This window comes from Singulisphaera sp. GP187, from assembly GCF_900129635.1.
In the GTDB taxonomy this organism is placed as follows: Bacteria; Planctomycetota; Planctomycetia; order Isosphaerales; family Isosphaeraceae; genus Singulisphaera.
In genome coordinates, this window is the sequence record NZ_FSRB01000002.1 from 2,725,444 (window position 1) to 2,740,993 (window position 15,550).

Annotated in this window: 14 protein-coding genes; 4 read left to right on the forward strand and 10 right to left on the reverse strand. The window is 63.7% G+C overall.

Annotated elements, in window-relative coordinates:
• Positions 1-22: 22 nt before the first annotated feature.
• A complete protein-coding gene (locus BUS42_RS34890; protein WP_074314857.1) occupies positions 23-766 on the reverse strand; it encodes an SDR family oxidoreductase in 744 nt (247 codons plus the stop codon).
• Between the two features lie 300 nt (positions 767-1,066).
• On the opposite strand from BUS42_RS34890, the gene BUS42_RS34895 reads away from it, so the two are divergent.
• Positions 1,067-1,828 carry an SDR family oxidoreductase gene (locus BUS42_RS34895; protein ID WP_074314869.1) on the forward strand — a complete coding sequence of 254 codons (762 nt, stop codon included), beginning with the start codon at positions 1,067-1,069 and terminating at the stop codon, positions 1,826-1,828.
• 318 nt (positions 1,829-2,146) lie between these two features.
• Here the strand turns inward: BUS42_RS34895 and BUS42_RS34900 are convergent, their stop codons facing one another.
• Genes BUS42_RS34900 through BUS42_RS34910 form a run of 3 tightly spaced genes read right to left on the reverse strand, consistent with a single transcriptional unit; the run spans position 2,147 to position 5,582 of the window.
• Positions 2,147-4,213 (reverse strand): hypothetical protein, encoded by a 2,067-nt coding sequence (locus BUS42_RS34900; RefSeq protein WP_074314871.1) that lies wholly within the window; start codon positions 4,211-4,213, stop codon positions 2,147-2,149.
• Positions 4,210-5,169, reverse strand: coding sequence for an ABC transporter ATP-binding protein (locus BUS42_RS34905; protein ID WP_074314873.1), 960 nt, complete (start codon positions 5,167-5,169; stop codon positions 4,210-4,212). Before BUS42_RS34905 ends, BUS42_RS34900 begins: the two co-directional genes overlap by 4 nt.
• Entirely contained in the window at positions 5,166-5,582 is a 417-nt protein-coding gene (locus BUS42_RS34910; protein ID WP_074314875.1) for a GntR family transcriptional regulator, read from the reverse strand. Before BUS42_RS34910 ends, BUS42_RS34905 begins: the two co-directional genes overlap by 4 nt.
• A gap of 591 nt (positions 5,583-6,173) precedes the next feature.
• Here BUS42_RS34910 and BUS42_RS34915 point away from each other — a divergent pair.
• Positions 6,174-6,854 carry an ABC transporter ATP-binding protein gene (locus BUS42_RS34915; protein WP_074315726.1) on the forward strand — a complete coding sequence of 227 codons (681 nt, stop codon included), beginning with the start codon at positions 6,174-6,176 and terminating at the stop codon, positions 6,852-6,854.
• A gap of 10 nt (positions 6,855-6,864) precedes the next feature.
• On the forward strand, positions 6,865-8,427 hold the full coding sequence (locus tag BUS42_RS34920) for an ABC transporter permease (RefSeq protein ID WP_074314877.1): 1,563 nt from the start codon (positions 6,865-6,867) through the stop codon (positions 8,425-8,427).
• 35 nt (positions 8,428-8,462) lie between these two features.
• On the opposite strand, the gene BUS42_RS34925 is transcribed toward BUS42_RS34920, so the two are convergent.
• The 3 genes from BUS42_RS34925 to BUS42_RS34940 all read right to left on the reverse strand — a co-directional run bounded on the left by BUS42_RS34925 (position 8,463) and on the right by BUS42_RS34940 (position 11,846).
• A complete protein-coding gene (locus BUS42_RS34925; RefSeq protein WP_159452332.1) occupies positions 8,463-10,469 on the reverse strand; it encodes a redoxin domain-containing protein in 2,007 nt (668 codons plus the stop codon).
• Between the two features lie 596 nt (positions 10,470-11,065).
• A complete protein-coding gene (locus BUS42_RS34935) occupies positions 11,066-11,581 on the reverse strand; it encodes a GNAT family N-acetyltransferase (RefSeq protein WP_074314885.1) in 516 nt (171 codons plus the stop codon).
• Complete coding sequence (locus tag BUS42_RS34940) at positions 11,574-11,846, reverse strand: type II toxin -antitoxin system TacA 1-like antitoxin (RefSeq protein ID WP_074314888.1); 273 nt, start codon at positions 11,844-11,846, stop codon at positions 11,574-11,576. Before BUS42_RS34940 ends, BUS42_RS34935 begins: the two co-directional genes overlap by 8 nt.
• Positions 11,847-12,406: 560 nt before the next feature.
• On the opposite strand from BUS42_RS34940, the gene BUS42_RS34945 reads away from it, so the two are divergent.
• The gene (locus tag BUS42_RS34945; RefSeq protein ID WP_074304624.1) at positions 12,407-13,771 is read left to right on the forward strand and encodes an IS701 family transposase; all 1,365 of its coding nucleotides are present in this window, start codon (positions 12,407-12,409) and stop codon (positions 13,769-13,771) included.
• A gap of 113 nt (positions 13,772-13,884) precedes the next feature.
• On the opposite strand, the gene BUS42_RS34950 is transcribed toward BUS42_RS34945, so the two are convergent.
• Genes BUS42_RS34950 through BUS42_RS34960 form a run of 3 tightly spaced genes read right to left on the reverse strand, consistent with a single transcriptional unit; the run spans position 13,885 to position 15,309 of the window.
• The gene (locus BUS42_RS34950; protein ID WP_074314891.1) at positions 13,885-14,745 is read right to left on the reverse strand and encodes a class I SAM-dependent methyltransferase; all 861 of its coding nucleotides are present in this window, start codon (positions 14,743-14,745) and stop codon (positions 13,885-13,887) included.
• 10 nt (positions 14,746-14,755) lie between these two features.
• Positions 14,756-15,106, reverse strand: a complete 351-nt coding sequence (locus BUS42_RS34955) for a VOC family protein (RefSeq protein WP_074314894.1) — start codon at positions 15,104-15,106, stop codon at positions 14,756-14,758.
• A complete protein-coding gene (locus tag BUS42_RS34960) occupies positions 15,103-15,309 on the reverse strand; it encodes a ribbon-helix-helix protein, CopG family (RefSeq protein ID WP_074314896.1) in 207 nt (68 codons plus the stop codon). The genes BUS42_RS34955 and BUS42_RS34960 overlap by 4 nt, the downstream gene beginning before the upstream one ends.
• Positions 15,310-15,550: the final 241 nt, after the last annotated feature.

The window sequence follows — 15,550 nt, forward strand, 5'->3', positions numbered from 1 at the left end:
AGTGCGCTCGCGCTCGTTGCGTTCAGTCCATTTCAAGGCCCCCGTTGACCGGAAGGTAGTGGCCGGTGGTGAAACCGGAATCCTCACTTGCCAAGAACGCCACCGTCTTGGCGACATCGTCGGGACGGGCCAGCCGTCGCATCGGCGCGGCCGCGGCCAACTCGCGCAATCGCTCGGCTGTGACTTGCTCGGCTACCTTGGTTCCCTCCACAGTGGCCGGTGCGACGAGGTTGGCGGTGATCCCGTGCGGTGCCAGCTCCAAAGCGACGTACCGCACGAACTGGTCCAGGGCCGCCTTAGCGGTGCCCAGCGTGATCATCCCCTCACGCGCACGACGCGACAGCCCGGTACTGAGATAGATCAGCCGACCGTATCCGCGCGAAACCATTCCCGGCACAACGGCCTTCGTTGTCAGGAACGCGGCACGCAGCTCGCTGTCCAGCTTGCCGCCGAGCTGCTCCCAGCTCAACTCGGCGAACGAGGTGATGGCAAACGGCGTCAACGCGTTGTGCACGAGCACGTCCGTCCCACCCCACCGCTGATCGATTTCATCAACCATGGCGGTGACGTCGTTAGGCACGGTGACGTCGGCTTTAATCGCCACGGCTTCGCCGCCGGCTGCGGCGATGGTCGCCACCACCTCCTCGGCCTGTGGTGCACTGGCGCGGTGGTTCACGACCACCCGGTACCCGTGTTCGGCCAGTACCAATGCGGTTGCCGCACCGATTCCCCGGCTCGCTCCCGTGATTAGGGCGACTCGTACCATCGTTCTTACCTCCACATAGGGCTGGCCTCCGTTCTGTCGGGGCCGCGCGGGCTTGCTGGCCGTATGATGTGCATCCGGAACGTGTTTGAGTGAATCGCAGCAAATCAGACGCCAGACTGCAAATACGGAGGCCTCAGACGAGTCTGATCGCTGTAACTCATTTTGAATCAGTAACTTATCGAGTTCAAATCCAGTTGCCATTTTCGCCGCAGTCGGTTGACGAACGGCGCGCAAAATGCGGTTTAGTACTTCGGTCATAGGACTTGTCATTCAGGACCGTCAAAAGCCAGGAGATTTACCATGAAGCTCGTCGTGATCGGCGGCACCGGGCTCATCGGGAAAAAGGTCGTGATGAACCTTCGTCAGCACGGCCATGAGGTGGTGGTGGCATCACGCTCAACGGGTGTCAACACCGTCACTGGCGAGGGACTGTCGCAAGCGCTCGCCGGCGCTCAGGTGGTCGTCGATGTCGCGAATGCGCCCTCGTGGGAGGACAACGCAGTCCTGGCGTTTTTCGAGACATCAGGTCGCAACCTCCTCGCCGCGGAAGCTGCCGCGGGCGTCGGCCATCATGTCGCGTTGTCGGTCGTCGGCACCGACCGCCTGCTCGCGAGTGGTTACTTCCGCGCGAAGATGGCCCAGGAAAAACTAATCAAGACTTCCCCGATTCCTTACACGATCGTGCGTGCCACGCAGTTCTTCGAGTTCGTCGGCGGAATGGCCCAATCGGCGACCGAAGGGCAGACGGTCCGGGTTCCACCGGTTCTGATGCAGCCCATTGTGTCGGATGACGTCGCCGCCGTCGTGGCCGATGTGGCCCTCGCTGAGCCGTTGAACGGCACGTTCGATCTGGCCGGTCCCGAACCGATCCGGCAAGATGACCTCGTGCGGCAATTCCTGAATGCAACCGGGGACGCACGGACGGTAATCACCGATCCCAAGGCGCTTTACTACGGCATCACGGTGAATGATCAAAGCCTCACCCCAGGCGATCACCCGCGCCTCGGCACGACACGTTTCGAGGACTGGCTGTCTTCTCGGTCGATGGCGGTGGCCCGCTGAAGCCCACAAAATCGCTCCGCCCGCAGCACGAAGGACATCGATCAGCCCTTTGGCCGGTCGCCTTGTTTCTCCGGGAAAAGTCGTCGCATCCCCGATTCCCAGCCCCGAACGCCGGCCAGAAAAAGTTCAATAGACGTCTTGTCGCCCCGACTTTTTTCAGAAATCTGCCCTTCGGCGAGAACGTTGAACGGCTTGTTTCTGTGATTTCTGATCGTGTCTCTACATTTGTGCTCGGATCAAAGGGAATCCCGTTTTACCAGAGTTTTTTTCGGCAATTCACGCATTCCTTTGGCTGATAGAGTATTCGACGGTTCAAACCTACACATACATCGCCGCGGCAATCGAGTCAAAGATCTCCGTGCCATCCGGCGCGGCTGGGGCATGGGGGACGCCGCAGTGCTCGCAGGCATCGCGGGTGACCACGCGGGGCTTGCCGCACTTGGGGCAGGCGACCCGCGCGGGCCACTCCTCCACGGCCAGCATGAGCAGCAGGCCGGCCGGCCCGAACAGCAAGCCGCACAGCGTCCAGACGAGGCGACCGGCGCGGGAGGAAGAAGCGCGGCGTGCCAGCAGGAAGCAGACCAGGGCACAGGCCAGTGCGGACAGCAGGATCAGACCCCGGTAGGCGAGAATCGTGCCGCTGCCCGGCGCCACGCCGGCGCCCAAGGGGTTAAACCACTGTCCCAGTACGACGAGAAGGAACAGAAGAGGCTGGACCTCTCTGCCGCCGTTTTGCCGGGCGGAGTCGATGGAGTGTTCCGTCGCCCAGGTGAGAAGGGCGGCCTCGGCCGGCGGTGTGATCAGGCCGAGCAGCGCCTGGGCGTCAGACGGTTCGTGCATGGGGGTGGGCGGCAGGGGCCCGCGAGCCACCTCGCGGCCGGCGGGGTCGTACTCCACCAGCTGGCCCGAGGTTATGTTTCCCAATTCGCTGAACATGAACCAGGAAGGCTCATACCGGACCACCCACCGCTCCGGGTTCTCGAGCTGGGCTACTCGCGCGACCCCGTAGTTGTCCGGGTCCACGGCAAAAGGTGCCGAGAATAGCGTTGTGCCCGAGCGATGGATCACGCGGGCCGACTTGTCCGTCAGTACGAACGTCCGCCCCTCCCCCACCGCCGACGCCGCCCCCAGCACGGTTTCTCCTTCCGCGGGGCTATAGAACTTCCGCACGGTGCGGCTCCCAAAATCCACCAGGTACACGCCCTCCGGAAAACTCAGCCGCTCGGCCGCCTTGGTCTGCAACAAAAAGCTGTGCTGGTACGGCTCGCCTTCGAACCGCGCCGCCGGCTGCTTGCCGGCCGGGACGAAGCCGTCCGGGCCGCAGGTGCCGATCACGTGCGAAGACCGCACGTCGTAGCCCACGAGGAGCCTCTGGTCGGAGACGTAGAACCAGCGCTCGCCGTCCCGGCTCGTGTTGTTTTCGCAACCCATGTAGAACCGTCCGGCGTTGCGGTAACTCTGGAACCCGGGACTGACATCTGCAGAGAATGGGGCGCACATATCTTGGAGCGCATAGAAACTCAGGGGTTTGCCCTTGAGCAACGGTGGCTCTCGTCCTTCCAGATCGGTCAGGCTTTCGATCTCGCCTTGCCGGAAACGCACGATCAGCACGCGGCCTTCGCGGTCTAGTTTGTAGCGAGTCATGTTGGCACGGGGCGTTGGTAGTCCGATGAAGCGCATGGGGAGCCAGACAAACGGCTTGACGACCACGCCCAGAGCCAACAGAGCGGTAACGCATGTGACCGCCAGCGCGACCTTGCTGAGCCGTGGCAGGGGCGCGAACGCGCCGCCTGTAAGGAAGCTGCCCCACACCGCCACTGCCAGGGGGGCGCCCAGGATCACGATGGCCAGGACAGCTTGCCAGAACTCGGGCAGCACCCAGACGAAGAACGAACACAGAAGGGCCGCGACCAGGGGGAGGCAGCGGCTGGCGTACCAGCGCGCCTCCCGTAACGCAATGAGCATGCCCGCGAAGTAGTAGGCCACGCCCGTGAGGATGTCGGCCAGGCCGGGAAGTGCCATCTGCCAGCGGAATGGCTCGGCGACGTGGCCCGGCGTCGCCACCCATGCCACGTAGGAGGCGAACGGGATTCCCATCGCCAGCAGGTACAGCCCCACGCCCGCGACCGCTTTGCCCAGAAAAATCCGCGAAGGGCTCATCGGCCGATGCAGCAGCAGAGAACGTTTGTCGCCGTCCGACTCATAGTACACCTGGAGGAAGCCCAGCACCGCGCCGGACACGGCGGCGATGGGGCTTAGGAACAGGAGCAGCGCGGGGTTCATGAGGGTAGGGCGTCCCACGAATATGAGTCCGCCGAGCCCCAGGGCGGCGAGGGTGGCCCACTTGAGGTTCTCGTGGCATTCTTTCCAGATCAGCGATTTCATGATGCGTCTCTCGAAGCGTTCAACAGGAAGGTCTTTTCGCCGCTACGGCCGACGTAGGCGATCAGGGCGTCTTCCAGGCCGATGGGCTGCTCGTCCACCGACAGGGCCCCGAGAGCTTCCAAGTCCCGTTCGGTCCGGCCGTTCAGATTGGCCACGACGAGGGTAAGTTCGTTCTCGGCCCGGGTCACGCGCAGCAGGCCGGGAACGGGGGGCAGTTCGCGGGGCGGATCGCCGGGGAAGCGCGCGACAAGCCGGCGCACCCGCTCGCAGAACGTCTCGACGCTGCAACAGGCGCGCAGGACGCTGTAATCCATGACTGCGACGTAGTCGGCGACGCGTTCCACGTCGTCCAGCAGGTGGGTGGAAAAGAAGATCGTGCGCTCGCGATCCCGCGTGAAATAGACCATCGCCTCCAGAAGCGACCGGCGGGCGGCGGGGTCCAGCCCCGTGGCCGGATCGTCGAGCATCAGCACTTCCGGCTCGATCGCCAGCGTCATGGCCAGATGGAGGCCAGCCCGCTGGCCATGCGACAGGTGGGCGGCCCTGGTGCGCGGGTTGATGGCGAAGTAGTCGATGACGGCGGCGTATATTTCCTGATTCCAGTGATGGTAGAAACCGCGTTGAAAGACCGCATATTGGCCGACGCGCATCCAGCCGTAAACGGGATGCCCCTCGGCCATGTAGCCGATGCGGGCGCGAACTTCGGGGGGCAGGCCGGCGCTGTCGTGGCCGAGGATCGTGGAGGAACCGCGCGTCGGCTCCAACAGGCCGAGGATCATGCGGATGGTTGTGGTCTTGCCGCCGCCGTTGCGGCCGACGAAGGCGAAGACGCTGCCGCGCGGCACGCGGAACGAGACGTCGTCCACTGCGCACCGGTGGCCGAAGTACCGCGTCAGCCTGCGTGTCTGGATGGCTGTGTCGCGCAGGGCTGGTTCGCGATCGTCCGAGAAGGTCATACGTTCACTCCGGCGGGTTTGGATTGCAGGTCGAGGTCGGCCAGCTTCTCATTCACGGCCCTGCGGATCTCATCGGCGGTGAAATCGAGGCAGACGGCCTCGTGGACAAAGGTGTCCAGGGCCTGGCGAAAGCGCCGCAGCCGCTCGGCCCGGCTATAGACGTGGCGTTTCCGGGCGACAAAGAAACCTTTGCCGTGGTGAGACTCGAGCACGCCGTCGCGCACCAGCTCGGCGTAAGCCTTGGCCACGGTATTGGCGTTCACGACTTGCTGCTCGGCCAGGGCCCGCACACTGGGCAGAGCGTCGCCGGGGGCCAGCACCCCGGTCGCGACGCCTAATCGCACCTGGTCAGTGATCTGCCGGTAGATCGGTGTACCGGAGCCAGTTGAGACCGTCATGTGGAAGCCAGCCATAACACTCCTGTCTGTACTAGGTGTTATAGTACAGTATAGCGATGCGGATTTGGCCGTCAAGTTCCGTGGGGAGCTTTTCCTGCTACGGCACGCTGCTACCGTACTAAAGCCGCGACGAAGGTCGAGGACCGCTTGGAAGCGGCCTGGCGAACTACGATCCCGAATCCGATGTTTACCGGAACACCTGGTAAGAGGCGACCGGTTAGATCACAAGCATCGATTCTGCTTCGACTTACCGTCGTCCAGCCACCGCTGCAACGTGGTATCCCAACTTGCAATGCTTCGGAGAAAAAGTCTAACGGGCCTATTATCGCCAGGCACTTCAATTGGGCAGCCTGGGAGCTTTAGGGGAGATTTGGTCCGACTTGCACTCTCGATGGGCTATCCAAGACACCTGACTTGCTCAGCATAGGTGCCTGGCCGCTGTTGCCTTGATCGGGCACCGATCGGGTCCGGTCGCCGCTCATGATGGGTCGGCCCTGGCGGTGGCTATGTGACCTGGTAGGATGTTCGGTCGTCGACGGGTGTCGGAGGGGCGGATCGAATCGAGGTGGGATCAGGATGGGATCGGATCGCGATGGAGCGGACGGGATGGCGATTCGGGCGGTCGACGTTCGCAAGGCGTACGGGGCGAAGGACGCCCGGGTCGAGGTGCTGCGGGACGTCTCGATCGAGGTCGCGGACGGCGAACGGGTGGCCCTGCTGGGCAAGTCGGGGTCGGGGAAATCGACGTTCTTGAACCTCCTGGGCGGTCTCGACTGGCCCAGCTCGGGCAGCTTGCAGGTTGGCGGGCGGGACCTCGACCGACTCTCGGGGCAAGAGATGGCCCGGTTCCGGTCGACGACCGTCGGGATCATCTTCCAGTCGTTCAACCTGATCGCCTCGAGGTCGGCCGTCGAGAACGTCGAGCTGCCGATGGTCTTCGCCGGCCGATCGCCGCGCGACCGGCTGGCCGCCGCCCGGCGGGCACTGGAAGCGGTCGGGCTCGGGGCCAGGCTGGATCACAGGCCGGATGAGATGAGCGGCGGCGAGAGCCAGCGGGTCGCCGTGGCGCGGGCGCTGGTCAACCGGCCCCGGGTCATCCTGGCCGACGAGCCGACGGGCAACCTCGACAGCCAGACGGCGCGGCAGGTCATGGCCCTGATCCTCGACCATGTCCGCGAGCACGACGCCACCCTCGTCCTCGTCACGCACGACGAAGAGCTCGCCGCGAGCTGCACAGACCGAATCGTCCGACTGGTCGATGGCCGGATCGTGGCCGGGGACCTTTGATCGAGAGTGGATGGAGGATCAACGAGTGCGCTGGATCGACCTGCTCCGCTTCCCCCTCGATTCGTTCGGCCATCAGAAGATGCGTACCTGCCTGACGACACTGGGTGTCATCTTCGGCGCGTTCGTACTCGCCGCGAGTTTGTCGATCAACGAGGGAGTCCAGCGGACGATCGAGCGAGAGTCGAGCAAGGGAGACATCTCGCGAAAAGTGACGGTCTATCCCAGGCCGCGGGCGGTCGAGTCCAAGGCGGCGGAGGACGTGAAGGTCGCCGGGCGGATGTCGCCGAGCCGCCACGAGCGAATCCACAAGGTCCTCGCCCAGCAAGCCCGACAGGGCAATTCCGTCTGGGAGCAGGTCAACCTGACCCAGGAACGGCTGAAAGCACTCTCACGAATCCCCCATGTCGTGCGGATGGTCCCGATCGTCGGCAGCAGGGTCGTCACGACCATGGGCAACCGACCCGAGGAGGCGAGCGTCTCGTCAGGCGCCGGCGAGACTCCCGAGTTCCGCAAGCGGGTCACCGTCGGCCGATCGTTCGACTCGGACGACGAGCGATCGGTCCTGCTCTCCGAGATGTTCGCGTACCGGATCGGCCTGATCGACGACGCGGACCTGGACCAGGCCATTGGCAAACCGCTGCGGGTCGAGCTCCCGGCCCAAGAGGATGACGGGCCGAGCTTCAACGTCTCGCTGGCCGGCCGGTCGAAAGCCCGCGGCGGCCGGGACGAGCAGATGGCCCTCCGCCAGCTCGCCTGGCAGCTCCCGGGCGCGCTCGACCGACTCAGCCTGACCGGCGAGGAGATCGCAGCCCTGCGGGAGGCGATCCGGCAGGAATCGGAGGGGGTCGCCCCGGGCGTCGTCGAGGACAACTTCCGGGTCGTCGGGATCTTCCGCGAGATGACCGAGGAGGAGGAGAAGGAAGCCTGGAGCCAGCTCCCTGCCGACACGGACCTGGTCATGCCCCGGCGGACGGCGGTTGACCTGACCTTCCGCGACCCGGCCCGTCGCGATCAGGGGATCGCCCGGGCGATCCTCTACGTCGACGACATCAGGAACGTCCAGGAGGTCGTCGACAAGGTCGAAGCCCTCGGCCTGGGAAGTCAGTCGATCGTCGAGATGATTGAGCGCGAGCGGCTGACCTACCTGCTCATCTTCGGCGGGATGACGTGCGTGGCCGGTGTGGCCCTCCTCGTCTCGTCGCTCGGGATCGCCAACACGATGCTGATGAGCATCCTCGAACGGCGCCGCGAGATCGGCATCATGAAGGCCGTCGGCGCGGCGAACTGGCACCTCCAGGCCATTTTCCTCATCGAGGCGAGCGTGATCGGCCTCGTTGGCGGGTCGCTCGGCCTGCTCCTGGCATGGTCGATCTCGTTCCCGGGCAACGCATGGGTCCGTTCGATGGTCCACAGCGACATGAAGGTCCACCTTTCGGGCTCGATCTTCGCCTTCCCCGCCTGGATCGGCGTGACGGTCGTCCTCTTCACCGTCGGCGTGACGATCGTCGCGGCGCTCTACCCGGCCTGGCGCGCCGCGAAGGTTGAAACAGTGTCGGCGCTCCGGCACGAATGATCGGCCCGACCCGATTCGAACCGGCCCGGCCCGGCTCAGGGCAGCCGAATCAGGCTGTTGTGGAAGAAGCCGGCCGAATCGGGGTTGCCCGGGTCGTGGCGGAAGGTCTCCCCGTCGATGAGGAACTTGTACTCGTGCGCCCCGGGGCCGAGCACGATCGTCGTCGAGTAGCTCCCCTGCGCGTCCGGCCCCGTCATGGCGAGGGGCCGTTTCTTCCAATCGGTGAACGTGCCGACGAGGGCGACCGACTTCGCGGGCCCGGCCGGGCGGTGGAGGAATGTGACCTCGTACTGGCCGCTCGCGAGCCGCTTCGAGGTGGGCATGCCGAGGGCGAGGTCCTGGTCGGCGAGGGCGAAGTTGAGATATCCGACGTGCATCTCGTCCCGCGTCTGCTCGCCGAAGGTGACGGCACGCCTCGGATCCGGATTGTTCGGGTTCTCGGCCGAGTTGTCGAAGTGGGCCTCGGTGTGGAGGATCGTCCCCTCGGGCATCGGCTTGGGTTGGTCGAGGACGTAGAGGTTCTGCCAGTCGAACTCATACCGGGGGACGTCGAGGATGACCTCGCGGCGGCCGTCCGGGTACTCGGCGACGAACTTCATCGACTTGCCCCGCAGGTGCATGTGCGGCATCAGCGAGAGGAGCAGCGAGGGCCGCGAGAACCGGAAATCGGCCCGCGAGACGTAGTCGCGCGTCCCGGGCGGGATCTGGAGGCGGAAGTTGAGCGCCATGCCCGACATCAGTTCTTTGTGGACCGATGCCGGATCGGCGAAGACGAGGCCGATCCGGCTCCGGTCGACCTGCTTCGTCCCCCGGGGAGTGTAGTGGAGTTGGAGGACGATCCTCGATCCGGCCACGATACGCTTCGCCACGCCGTCGCGCATTTCGCGGGGCGGCATCCCCGGGGCGTAGGCCGCGAGAAAGTCGCCGCCGGCCTCGTCGATCGTCTCGACACCGGGCGGCAGGACGAGGGCGACCACGTGGTGGACGACCGCCGGGTTCCCCGGCCGGACCTGGGAGGCCCGGACCCAGACGTCGCGGGTCAACTTCGGGTCGATCGTGACGAGCTCGTAAGGCATCGACCCCTCGGCCGGGATCTCGACCGCGCGGGGCATCTCCAGGACGAGGTCGGGCCGGGGGATCTGCCATCCCTCGACGAATGGGGCCGGCGCGGGCAGGTCGGCCGGGTCTCCCTCGGGCGCGCCGGCGGCGACCCAGTCGTGGATCACCTTTTTTTCGGAGGCCGAGAGCCGGGCGTCGTTGGCGAACTTGCCGTGCTCGGGCGAGGCGTGCCAGGGGGGCATCCGACCCTCATCAACGACCTCGGCAATCATGCTCGACCATCCGGCCGCCTGGCGGTAGTCGGTCAGGGAGAACGGGGCGATCTCGCCCGGTCGGTGGCATGCGACGCAGCGTGACTGGAGGATGCGAGAGACCTCCCTGGCGTACGTCACGGCGCCCCCCTCGGCCGACTTCGTGGCCCGGCCGATCGTGCAGCCGACCGCGTTGGTCCTCGGCGTCGCGACCGGTCGCCCGGCGACGACCGCCTCGAGGGCGTCGACCAGATCGTGCCGAGTGGGCGAGGGTCGATGGATACCGATGGCGTACTGGTCGTCGACCCGGCCCCGGTAGACGACGGCCCGCGACCCATCAAGCACGAAAACCTCGGGCGTCCGCTCGGCCCCGAGGCGGTCGGCCAGGCCGTTGCCGACGTCCTTGAGGATCGGGAACGGCAGGCCGTGCTTGTCGACGAACCGGCCGATCGCGACCGGCCCGTCCTGCTGGTTGGCGTCGACGCCGAAGAAGCCGACGCCTCGCTTCTCGAAATTGCGGGCGATCTCGGCCAGCCTCGGGGCATAGGCCTCGGCCAAGGGGCACTCGGTACCGAGGAAGGCCAGCACGACGACCTTCCCGGCAAGGGCCTCGTCGAGCGTGTGCCAGGCTCCCCGGTGGTCCTGAAGTCGGAAGTCGACCGTCGCCTTCACCGGTCCGCCCGACCCGACCAAAACCAGCGCCATGACCCCGACCAACACGGTAGCGCCCATCGTCCAGACCCCTGTATTCCAAGCCCGAACCCTCAACTCCGGATCGACCATACCACAGATGTCTGAGGGCTGCCATGGATCAGGCCATGCCGCCGCCGGTCGGCGGCGACGTACTTGGCGATATCGTCGGCCCGTTGCCGAAGGATGGCCGGGTCGAGCCGGACAGGGCTCACGGGTAGCAGGACGAGCAAGGACCGAGGACGCAGCTTGGGAGCCGAAACGAGGTCAGGAACCAATAAGGTTCGTAGTAACGAAGTTTGGAGACCGTAAAAATAAAATTCACTCGCGATTTTTCGTATGCGGCATTCGTTCGGGCAGTGGAGGCGGGGGGAATTGCACTCGCTGCCTGAATGATGCAACTCATTTGAATACATTTTTTTTGCGGAAATCGTGGGTGCGTGTGGCCGGAAATGGGCCGGGAGGCAGCGGCACAGACCCCAGAATTACTGGAGGTCATTGGCAGATTGCCGATTCTGCCGCCGCACATCGTGCAGTCGATCCTCGCCCTGGTGCGGACGGTGCAACTGGAGGGGAGGCGAACCGCCTCCAATCCGCGTCGTGAGATTGGTGGTCTATCCGATCCGTGGAAACGATCGCTACGCGGGGTCACGCTTAAAGGCATCCCGCGCCGTCTCGACCGGCAGGATCAGGTGCAAATCCCCGTCTTGCAAAGGCACGAACCCGTACTTGGCGTAGAACGCAGCCGCCTGGGAATCGATGGCGTCTACTTGGATCGCGTGGATGCCTACCTCATCGGCCAGTGCCAGGCAGCGTTCGAGGGCATCCATCAGCAATGCCGCGCCCAATCCCTGCCTTGGCGCGGTCTTATCGACCGCCAGGCGGGCGATAAGGACCACCGGCACCGGATGCCGGGGCAGTTTCCTGGCCGAGGTTTCCGGCAGGTTCTGGAAGGCGACGCTGCCCGATGCCAGCGTGTAATAGCCGGCTACCGTCTTCCCGCCGGGGCGAACGGCGAGATAGGTGCGACCGAGGTTTCGTTTCTCATACTGGCTGACCAGGCGCAGGAGGAATTCGTCCAGCGGCGGCTTGCCGCAGGAGAACGATGCCCGGTCATGCGAACGGTCCAGCCGCTCGACCTGCCAGTCAGCCATGACGTGCGGCGTGCTGCTGTGCCGCTTTTTTCAGGGCGTCGTTGGCCGCTGGGGGATTGTCGAGCAAATTCAAAAAGCGGTCACGGTCGCGGTCGCCCAGTGGTGAAGCCGTTTCTTCATAAAAGCGGACCTCGTCCTCCGGGATGACCACCGCCTTGCGGATGCGCAGCTCGGTATCGCTTACCTGCTCGATGATCACCGTGGCATTGGCGAACGCCTTGGGGAGGCTTAACCTGCCTTTAGCGTCGGTTGATCGCGTTTCCATGCCCAGACTGCCCCCTGCTCAGCGAGGATTTCGCCTGATGTCACTGTAGGTCATTGGGGGGAATGTGGTCAAGCGGGATCATCCCACCAGGCAGGCCGACCTGGTCCAGCCGAGTCGGGAGGAAGTGGGTGCTGGATTACGGAAGCAATTCTGGCAATGCCGTCACGGATGGCATGATAAGGGCATGCATGCGTAGAAGAGAATTTGACCAATCCGTCATCAAACCTTGTTTTTTGGGGTAGCGTTGTTTCAGTTTCGTGCGAGTGTCATCAATGCGGAATTGCCAATCGAAGCCGCGTTGTTTGACGTTGGGAGCCGGTGAGCAGAAAATGGGACGGACGGAATTCTCAATGGAAATGGGTCCTGAAGAGCGAATTACGAGAATTCCCTCCGTCCCATTTTCTGACTCTAAGTTCAAGTTTCGCACTTCTCCCAAATGTCAAATTCCGACTTGTAGATTCAATAGGGCTCCAAAAAAAAACGTCGGCGTCTCTGTCAGTTTTTGGCAAATTGTTTGGGCCTTACACCGAACAATTTCCCCTGACACAGGACGCCGACCCATGGAACTTACACCCTCCTTCCTCCTCTTGCTACAGCAATTCACACCCGTCTTCACCAATCCCTCCTTCCACACCTTCACCTTGATCGCCTCCGGCTGGATCCTCTCGAATCGCCACCGCTATATTACCGAACTCATCTTCTCCAGCGGCCAGGTTGGCATCGGACATTGGTCACGCTTCCATCGCTTCTTCAGCCATGCCGCTTGGGACCTCGATCACTTCTCGATGTCCCTGGCCAAGCTTGTCGTCTCCATCCTCGCACCGGGCGCCACTTTTTACTGGGCCGTCGACGACACCCTCTGCCGAAAACGCGGACTCACCCTCTACGGCGCCGGCATGCACTACGACCCACTCATCTCCAGTCGAGCCAAAGCTCTCGTCAGTTGGGGACACGACTGGGTCGTCCTCTGCCTGATCGTCGTCCACCCGTTCTGGGCACCGACCAAAGTCTTTGCCTTGCCCATCGCCATGCGGCTCTATGTCAACCGCCAAGGCTTAACCAAGGGCAAAAAGAACCAGAAAAAGAAAAAGGCAAAGCCCGATCCCAATCATCGCACCCGCCCCGAACTCGCGATGGAATTGATCCACTTGGCGGCGGACTGGTTCCCCGACGACGAGATCGTCATCACCGGCGACAGCGCCTATGGGGGCCAGAGCATCCTCGGCCAACTTCCGCCCACGGTCCATCTCATTAGCCATGTCCATCCCAAGGGGGCCCTCTATGAGCCAGCGCCTCCCAAGGAGGAGAAATCCAAAGGGGCGCCCCGCAAGAAAGGCCAGCGCCTCCCCGGCATGAAGGAGTGGGCCGAGGATGCGAATCAACCCTGGACCCCACACGACTTTGACCAGTTCGGGCTCCATGCCAGCTTGGCGGTCAAGACGATCCAGGCCCTCTACTACAAGGCCGGCAAGGACCGACTCCTGACGATCGTCTTGGTGCGTGACCTCCAGGGGAAACGTCCCGATCAGATGTTCTACTGCACCAAGCTCGATTGGACCGTCCCGCAGATTCTCTCGGCCTACTCGTACCGTTGGGCAATCGAATGTACTTTTGAAAATACCAAGCAACTTCTCGGCCTCGAGGATCCCGCCAATCGCCTCCCCAAGGCCATCGAGCGAACCGCGCCGATGGCGTTGTTTCTCTACAGCTTGGTGGTGGTTTGGTTCCACCAGACCGGTCATCGATTTCTTCGTTTTCCGGTCCGCCCGTGGTATCCGAAGAAGCAAGAGGCCTCGTTTGCCGACCTGCTGACGACCTTGAGGCGGGTCAGCTATGAGGAGAAAACCGAGGGAGCGCTATCCAACCGGTATGACCTAAAAGCCTGGATTGCGCAGCTCACCGAGTTTCTCAGCCGCGCGGGCTGAGCCGACATCGGCCGGAGATTTCGGCCCTCACTCGCACTTGATCAAGGGGTCGCCGGGGTCGATAACAGGCCTCGGGCCGCTCCCGATCCGTCCCTGTTTATGCGAAACTTGAACTAAGTTGTCGCCAACAGCAGCTCCTCCGCATTCTTGGGCGGGTGAAGGCCATCCGTCCGACCGACGAAATAGCGTTGGGTCAGCGTCGCTGCCGACACGTGCTGGACATCTCTAAATCCGGCTTCGCGCGCTATGGTCAGCATCTCAGGCGGCGTGAAGAAGCAGAGGAACGGCGTCCCGCTCTCTCGCGCCCCCTTCTCCGCCATCTCGAGCCCGATTCGCACCTCTGGGTCCGCCAGCTCCAGCGGAAGCAGGAACGTCATGGCGAGCGTCGATCCCGGGGCGAGCGCCGCGACCTGGCGCAGCGTGGCTGCGTTCGCATCCTTGGTGAGATACATGCTGACGCCCGTGGAAACCACGATTGCCGGCTTGCTGTCATCGAAGCCGGCAGCCACGAGCCCGTCCCGCCAGGACCCGCCCGCCTGGAAATCGACCGGCACGAAGCGTAGCCAGTCCGGGACACCGAAGCCGATCTTGAGCAGACGCTGGCGCTTCCAAACCTGTGGACCTGGCTGGTCGATCTCAAACACCCTGAGCCGGGACGCGATCTCCGGCCTCCGCTGTGCGAAGCTGTCGAGACCGGCGCCGAGGATGACATACTGACTGAGCCCGCGGCCGGCCTGTTCCACAACCAGGTCCTCGATGAAGCGAGCACGGGCTATGATCGAGGCGCGGAAGGGCCGCGTGAACTGCGGGTCCATGTCTCCGCGGTGGTGCCAGCCCTGGTCCGGGGCCAGCAGCTTAAGGCCGATCTCGTCTTCCAGCACATGCGGAGGCGGATCGATCTTGACATGCAAGGCACGCCACAAGGCGACCCGCGCTGCCGTGCTGTCCGGCGCTACATCTGGCTTGTTGCTCATGATCGTGAACTCACTTGTTCGCCATGGCCGGGGCCTGAAGCCGCCAGATGCGCCCGTCGGGATCACGGACGGTCATTTCCCTTGTTCCCCAATGGGTGTCCTCGAATGGCGTGACCACATCGACGATGGCCTCAGGTTGGCAGGCGGCTTCGTCGGGCACCTTGAGCACGAGATGCGCCTCGGGCTTCTGGCTTGCCGGGACCTCCGCGATGAAGAGATGGGGACCGTCACCGGTGCGGAACTGGCCCGAATTGTGGTCGGTCTCGAACTCAAGAGTAAAGCCCAACGCTTGGAAGAACTTGGCCGCCTTGCCCCAGTTGTGGGTTGTCAGGAACACGGCCTCTATCCGTTCAGTTTTCATATCTTTTCTCCTTTCGGCTTTGATGACACATCTCGTTCTTTCGACGATCGCCGCTCGGGCTTGCGCGCATCGAGGTAGGCCCGCAGCGCTTCCGCAACGAGGGCCGAGAGCGACAATTCCGCTTCGATGGCGTGATGCTTGACCTGCCTAATCAACTCGATCGGCAGGTACACGTTGAATTGTTTGATGTCTTCGCTGGCCATGCTGCTAGTATGCTAGCAACCTAGCAAGTTAGTCAATCCCGAACGATCGGCTACCGCTCGGGTGTGAAAAGGGGGGGACGGAGGCAATAGTGTTCGGCACCCCGTTTGCTCGGCGGGTTTCGGCTCGAGCGAGGACACGTCGGCGGCGTGGGGAACTCCCCCTCAGTGACCTGGGGCGAGCTGCCGACTCCGGAGAATCATTGCAAACCACCGCGCAGCAGCGAACACCGCGGGTTCGGAA

What these genes read in the sequence shown, in the direction of transcription:
- BUS42_RS34890 (WP_074314857.1), bottom strand. Translation starts at nt 766, where the DNA reads ATGGTACGAGTCGCCCTAATCACGGGAGCGAGCCGGGGAATCGGTGCG.
- BUS42_RS34895 (WP_074314869.1), top strand. Translation starts at nt 1,067, where the DNA reads ATGAAGCTCGTCGTGATCGGCGGCACCGGGCTCATCGGGAAAAAGGTC.
- BUS42_RS34900 (WP_074314871.1), bottom strand. Translation starts at nt 4,213, where the DNA reads ATGAAATCGCTGATCTGGAAAGAATGCCACGAGAACCTCAAGTGGGCC.
- BUS42_RS34905 (WP_074314873.1), bottom strand. Translation starts at nt 5,169, where the DNA reads ATGACCTTCTCGGACGATCGCGAACCAGCCCTGCGCGACACAGCCATC.
- BUS42_RS34910 (WP_074314875.1), bottom strand. Translation starts at nt 5,582, where the DNA reads ATGGCTGGCTTCCACATGACGGTCTCAACTGGCTCCGGTACACCGATC.
- BUS42_RS34915 (WP_074315726.1), top strand. Translation starts at nt 6,174, where the DNA reads ATGGCGATTCGGGCGGTCGACGTTCGCAAGGCGTACGGGGCGAAGGAC.
- BUS42_RS34920 (WP_074314877.1), top strand. Translation starts at nt 6,865, where the DNA reads ATGGAGGATCAACGAGTGCGCTGGATCGACCTGCTCCGCTTCCCCCTC.
- BUS42_RS34925 (WP_159452332.1), bottom strand. Translation starts at nt 10,469, where the DNA reads ATGGGCGCTACCGTGTTGGTCGGGGTCATGGCGCTGGTTTTGGTCGGG.
- BUS42_RS34935 (WP_074314885.1), bottom strand. Translation starts at nt 11,581, where the DNA reads ATGGCTGACTGGCAGGTCGAGCGGCTGGACCGTTCGCATGACCGGGCA.
- BUS42_RS34940 (WP_074314888.1), bottom strand. Translation starts at nt 11,846, where the DNA reads ATGGAAACGCGATCAACCGACGCTAAAGGCAGGTTAAGCCTCCCCAAG.
- BUS42_RS34945 (WP_074304624.1), top strand. Translation starts at nt 12,407, where the DNA reads ATGGAACTTACACCCTCCTTCCTCCTCTTGCTACAGCAATTCACACCC.
- BUS42_RS34950 (WP_074314891.1), bottom strand. Translation starts at nt 14,745, where the DNA reads ATGAGCAACAAGCCAGATGTAGCGCCGGACAGCACGGCAGCGCGGGTC.
- BUS42_RS34955 (WP_074314894.1), bottom strand. Translation starts at nt 15,106, where the DNA reads ATGAAAACTGAACGGATAGAGGCCGTGTTCCTGACAACCCACAACTGG.
- BUS42_RS34960 (WP_074314896.1), bottom strand. Translation starts at nt 15,309, where the DNA reads ATGGCCAGCGAAGACATCAAACAATTCAACGTGTACCTGCCGATCGAG.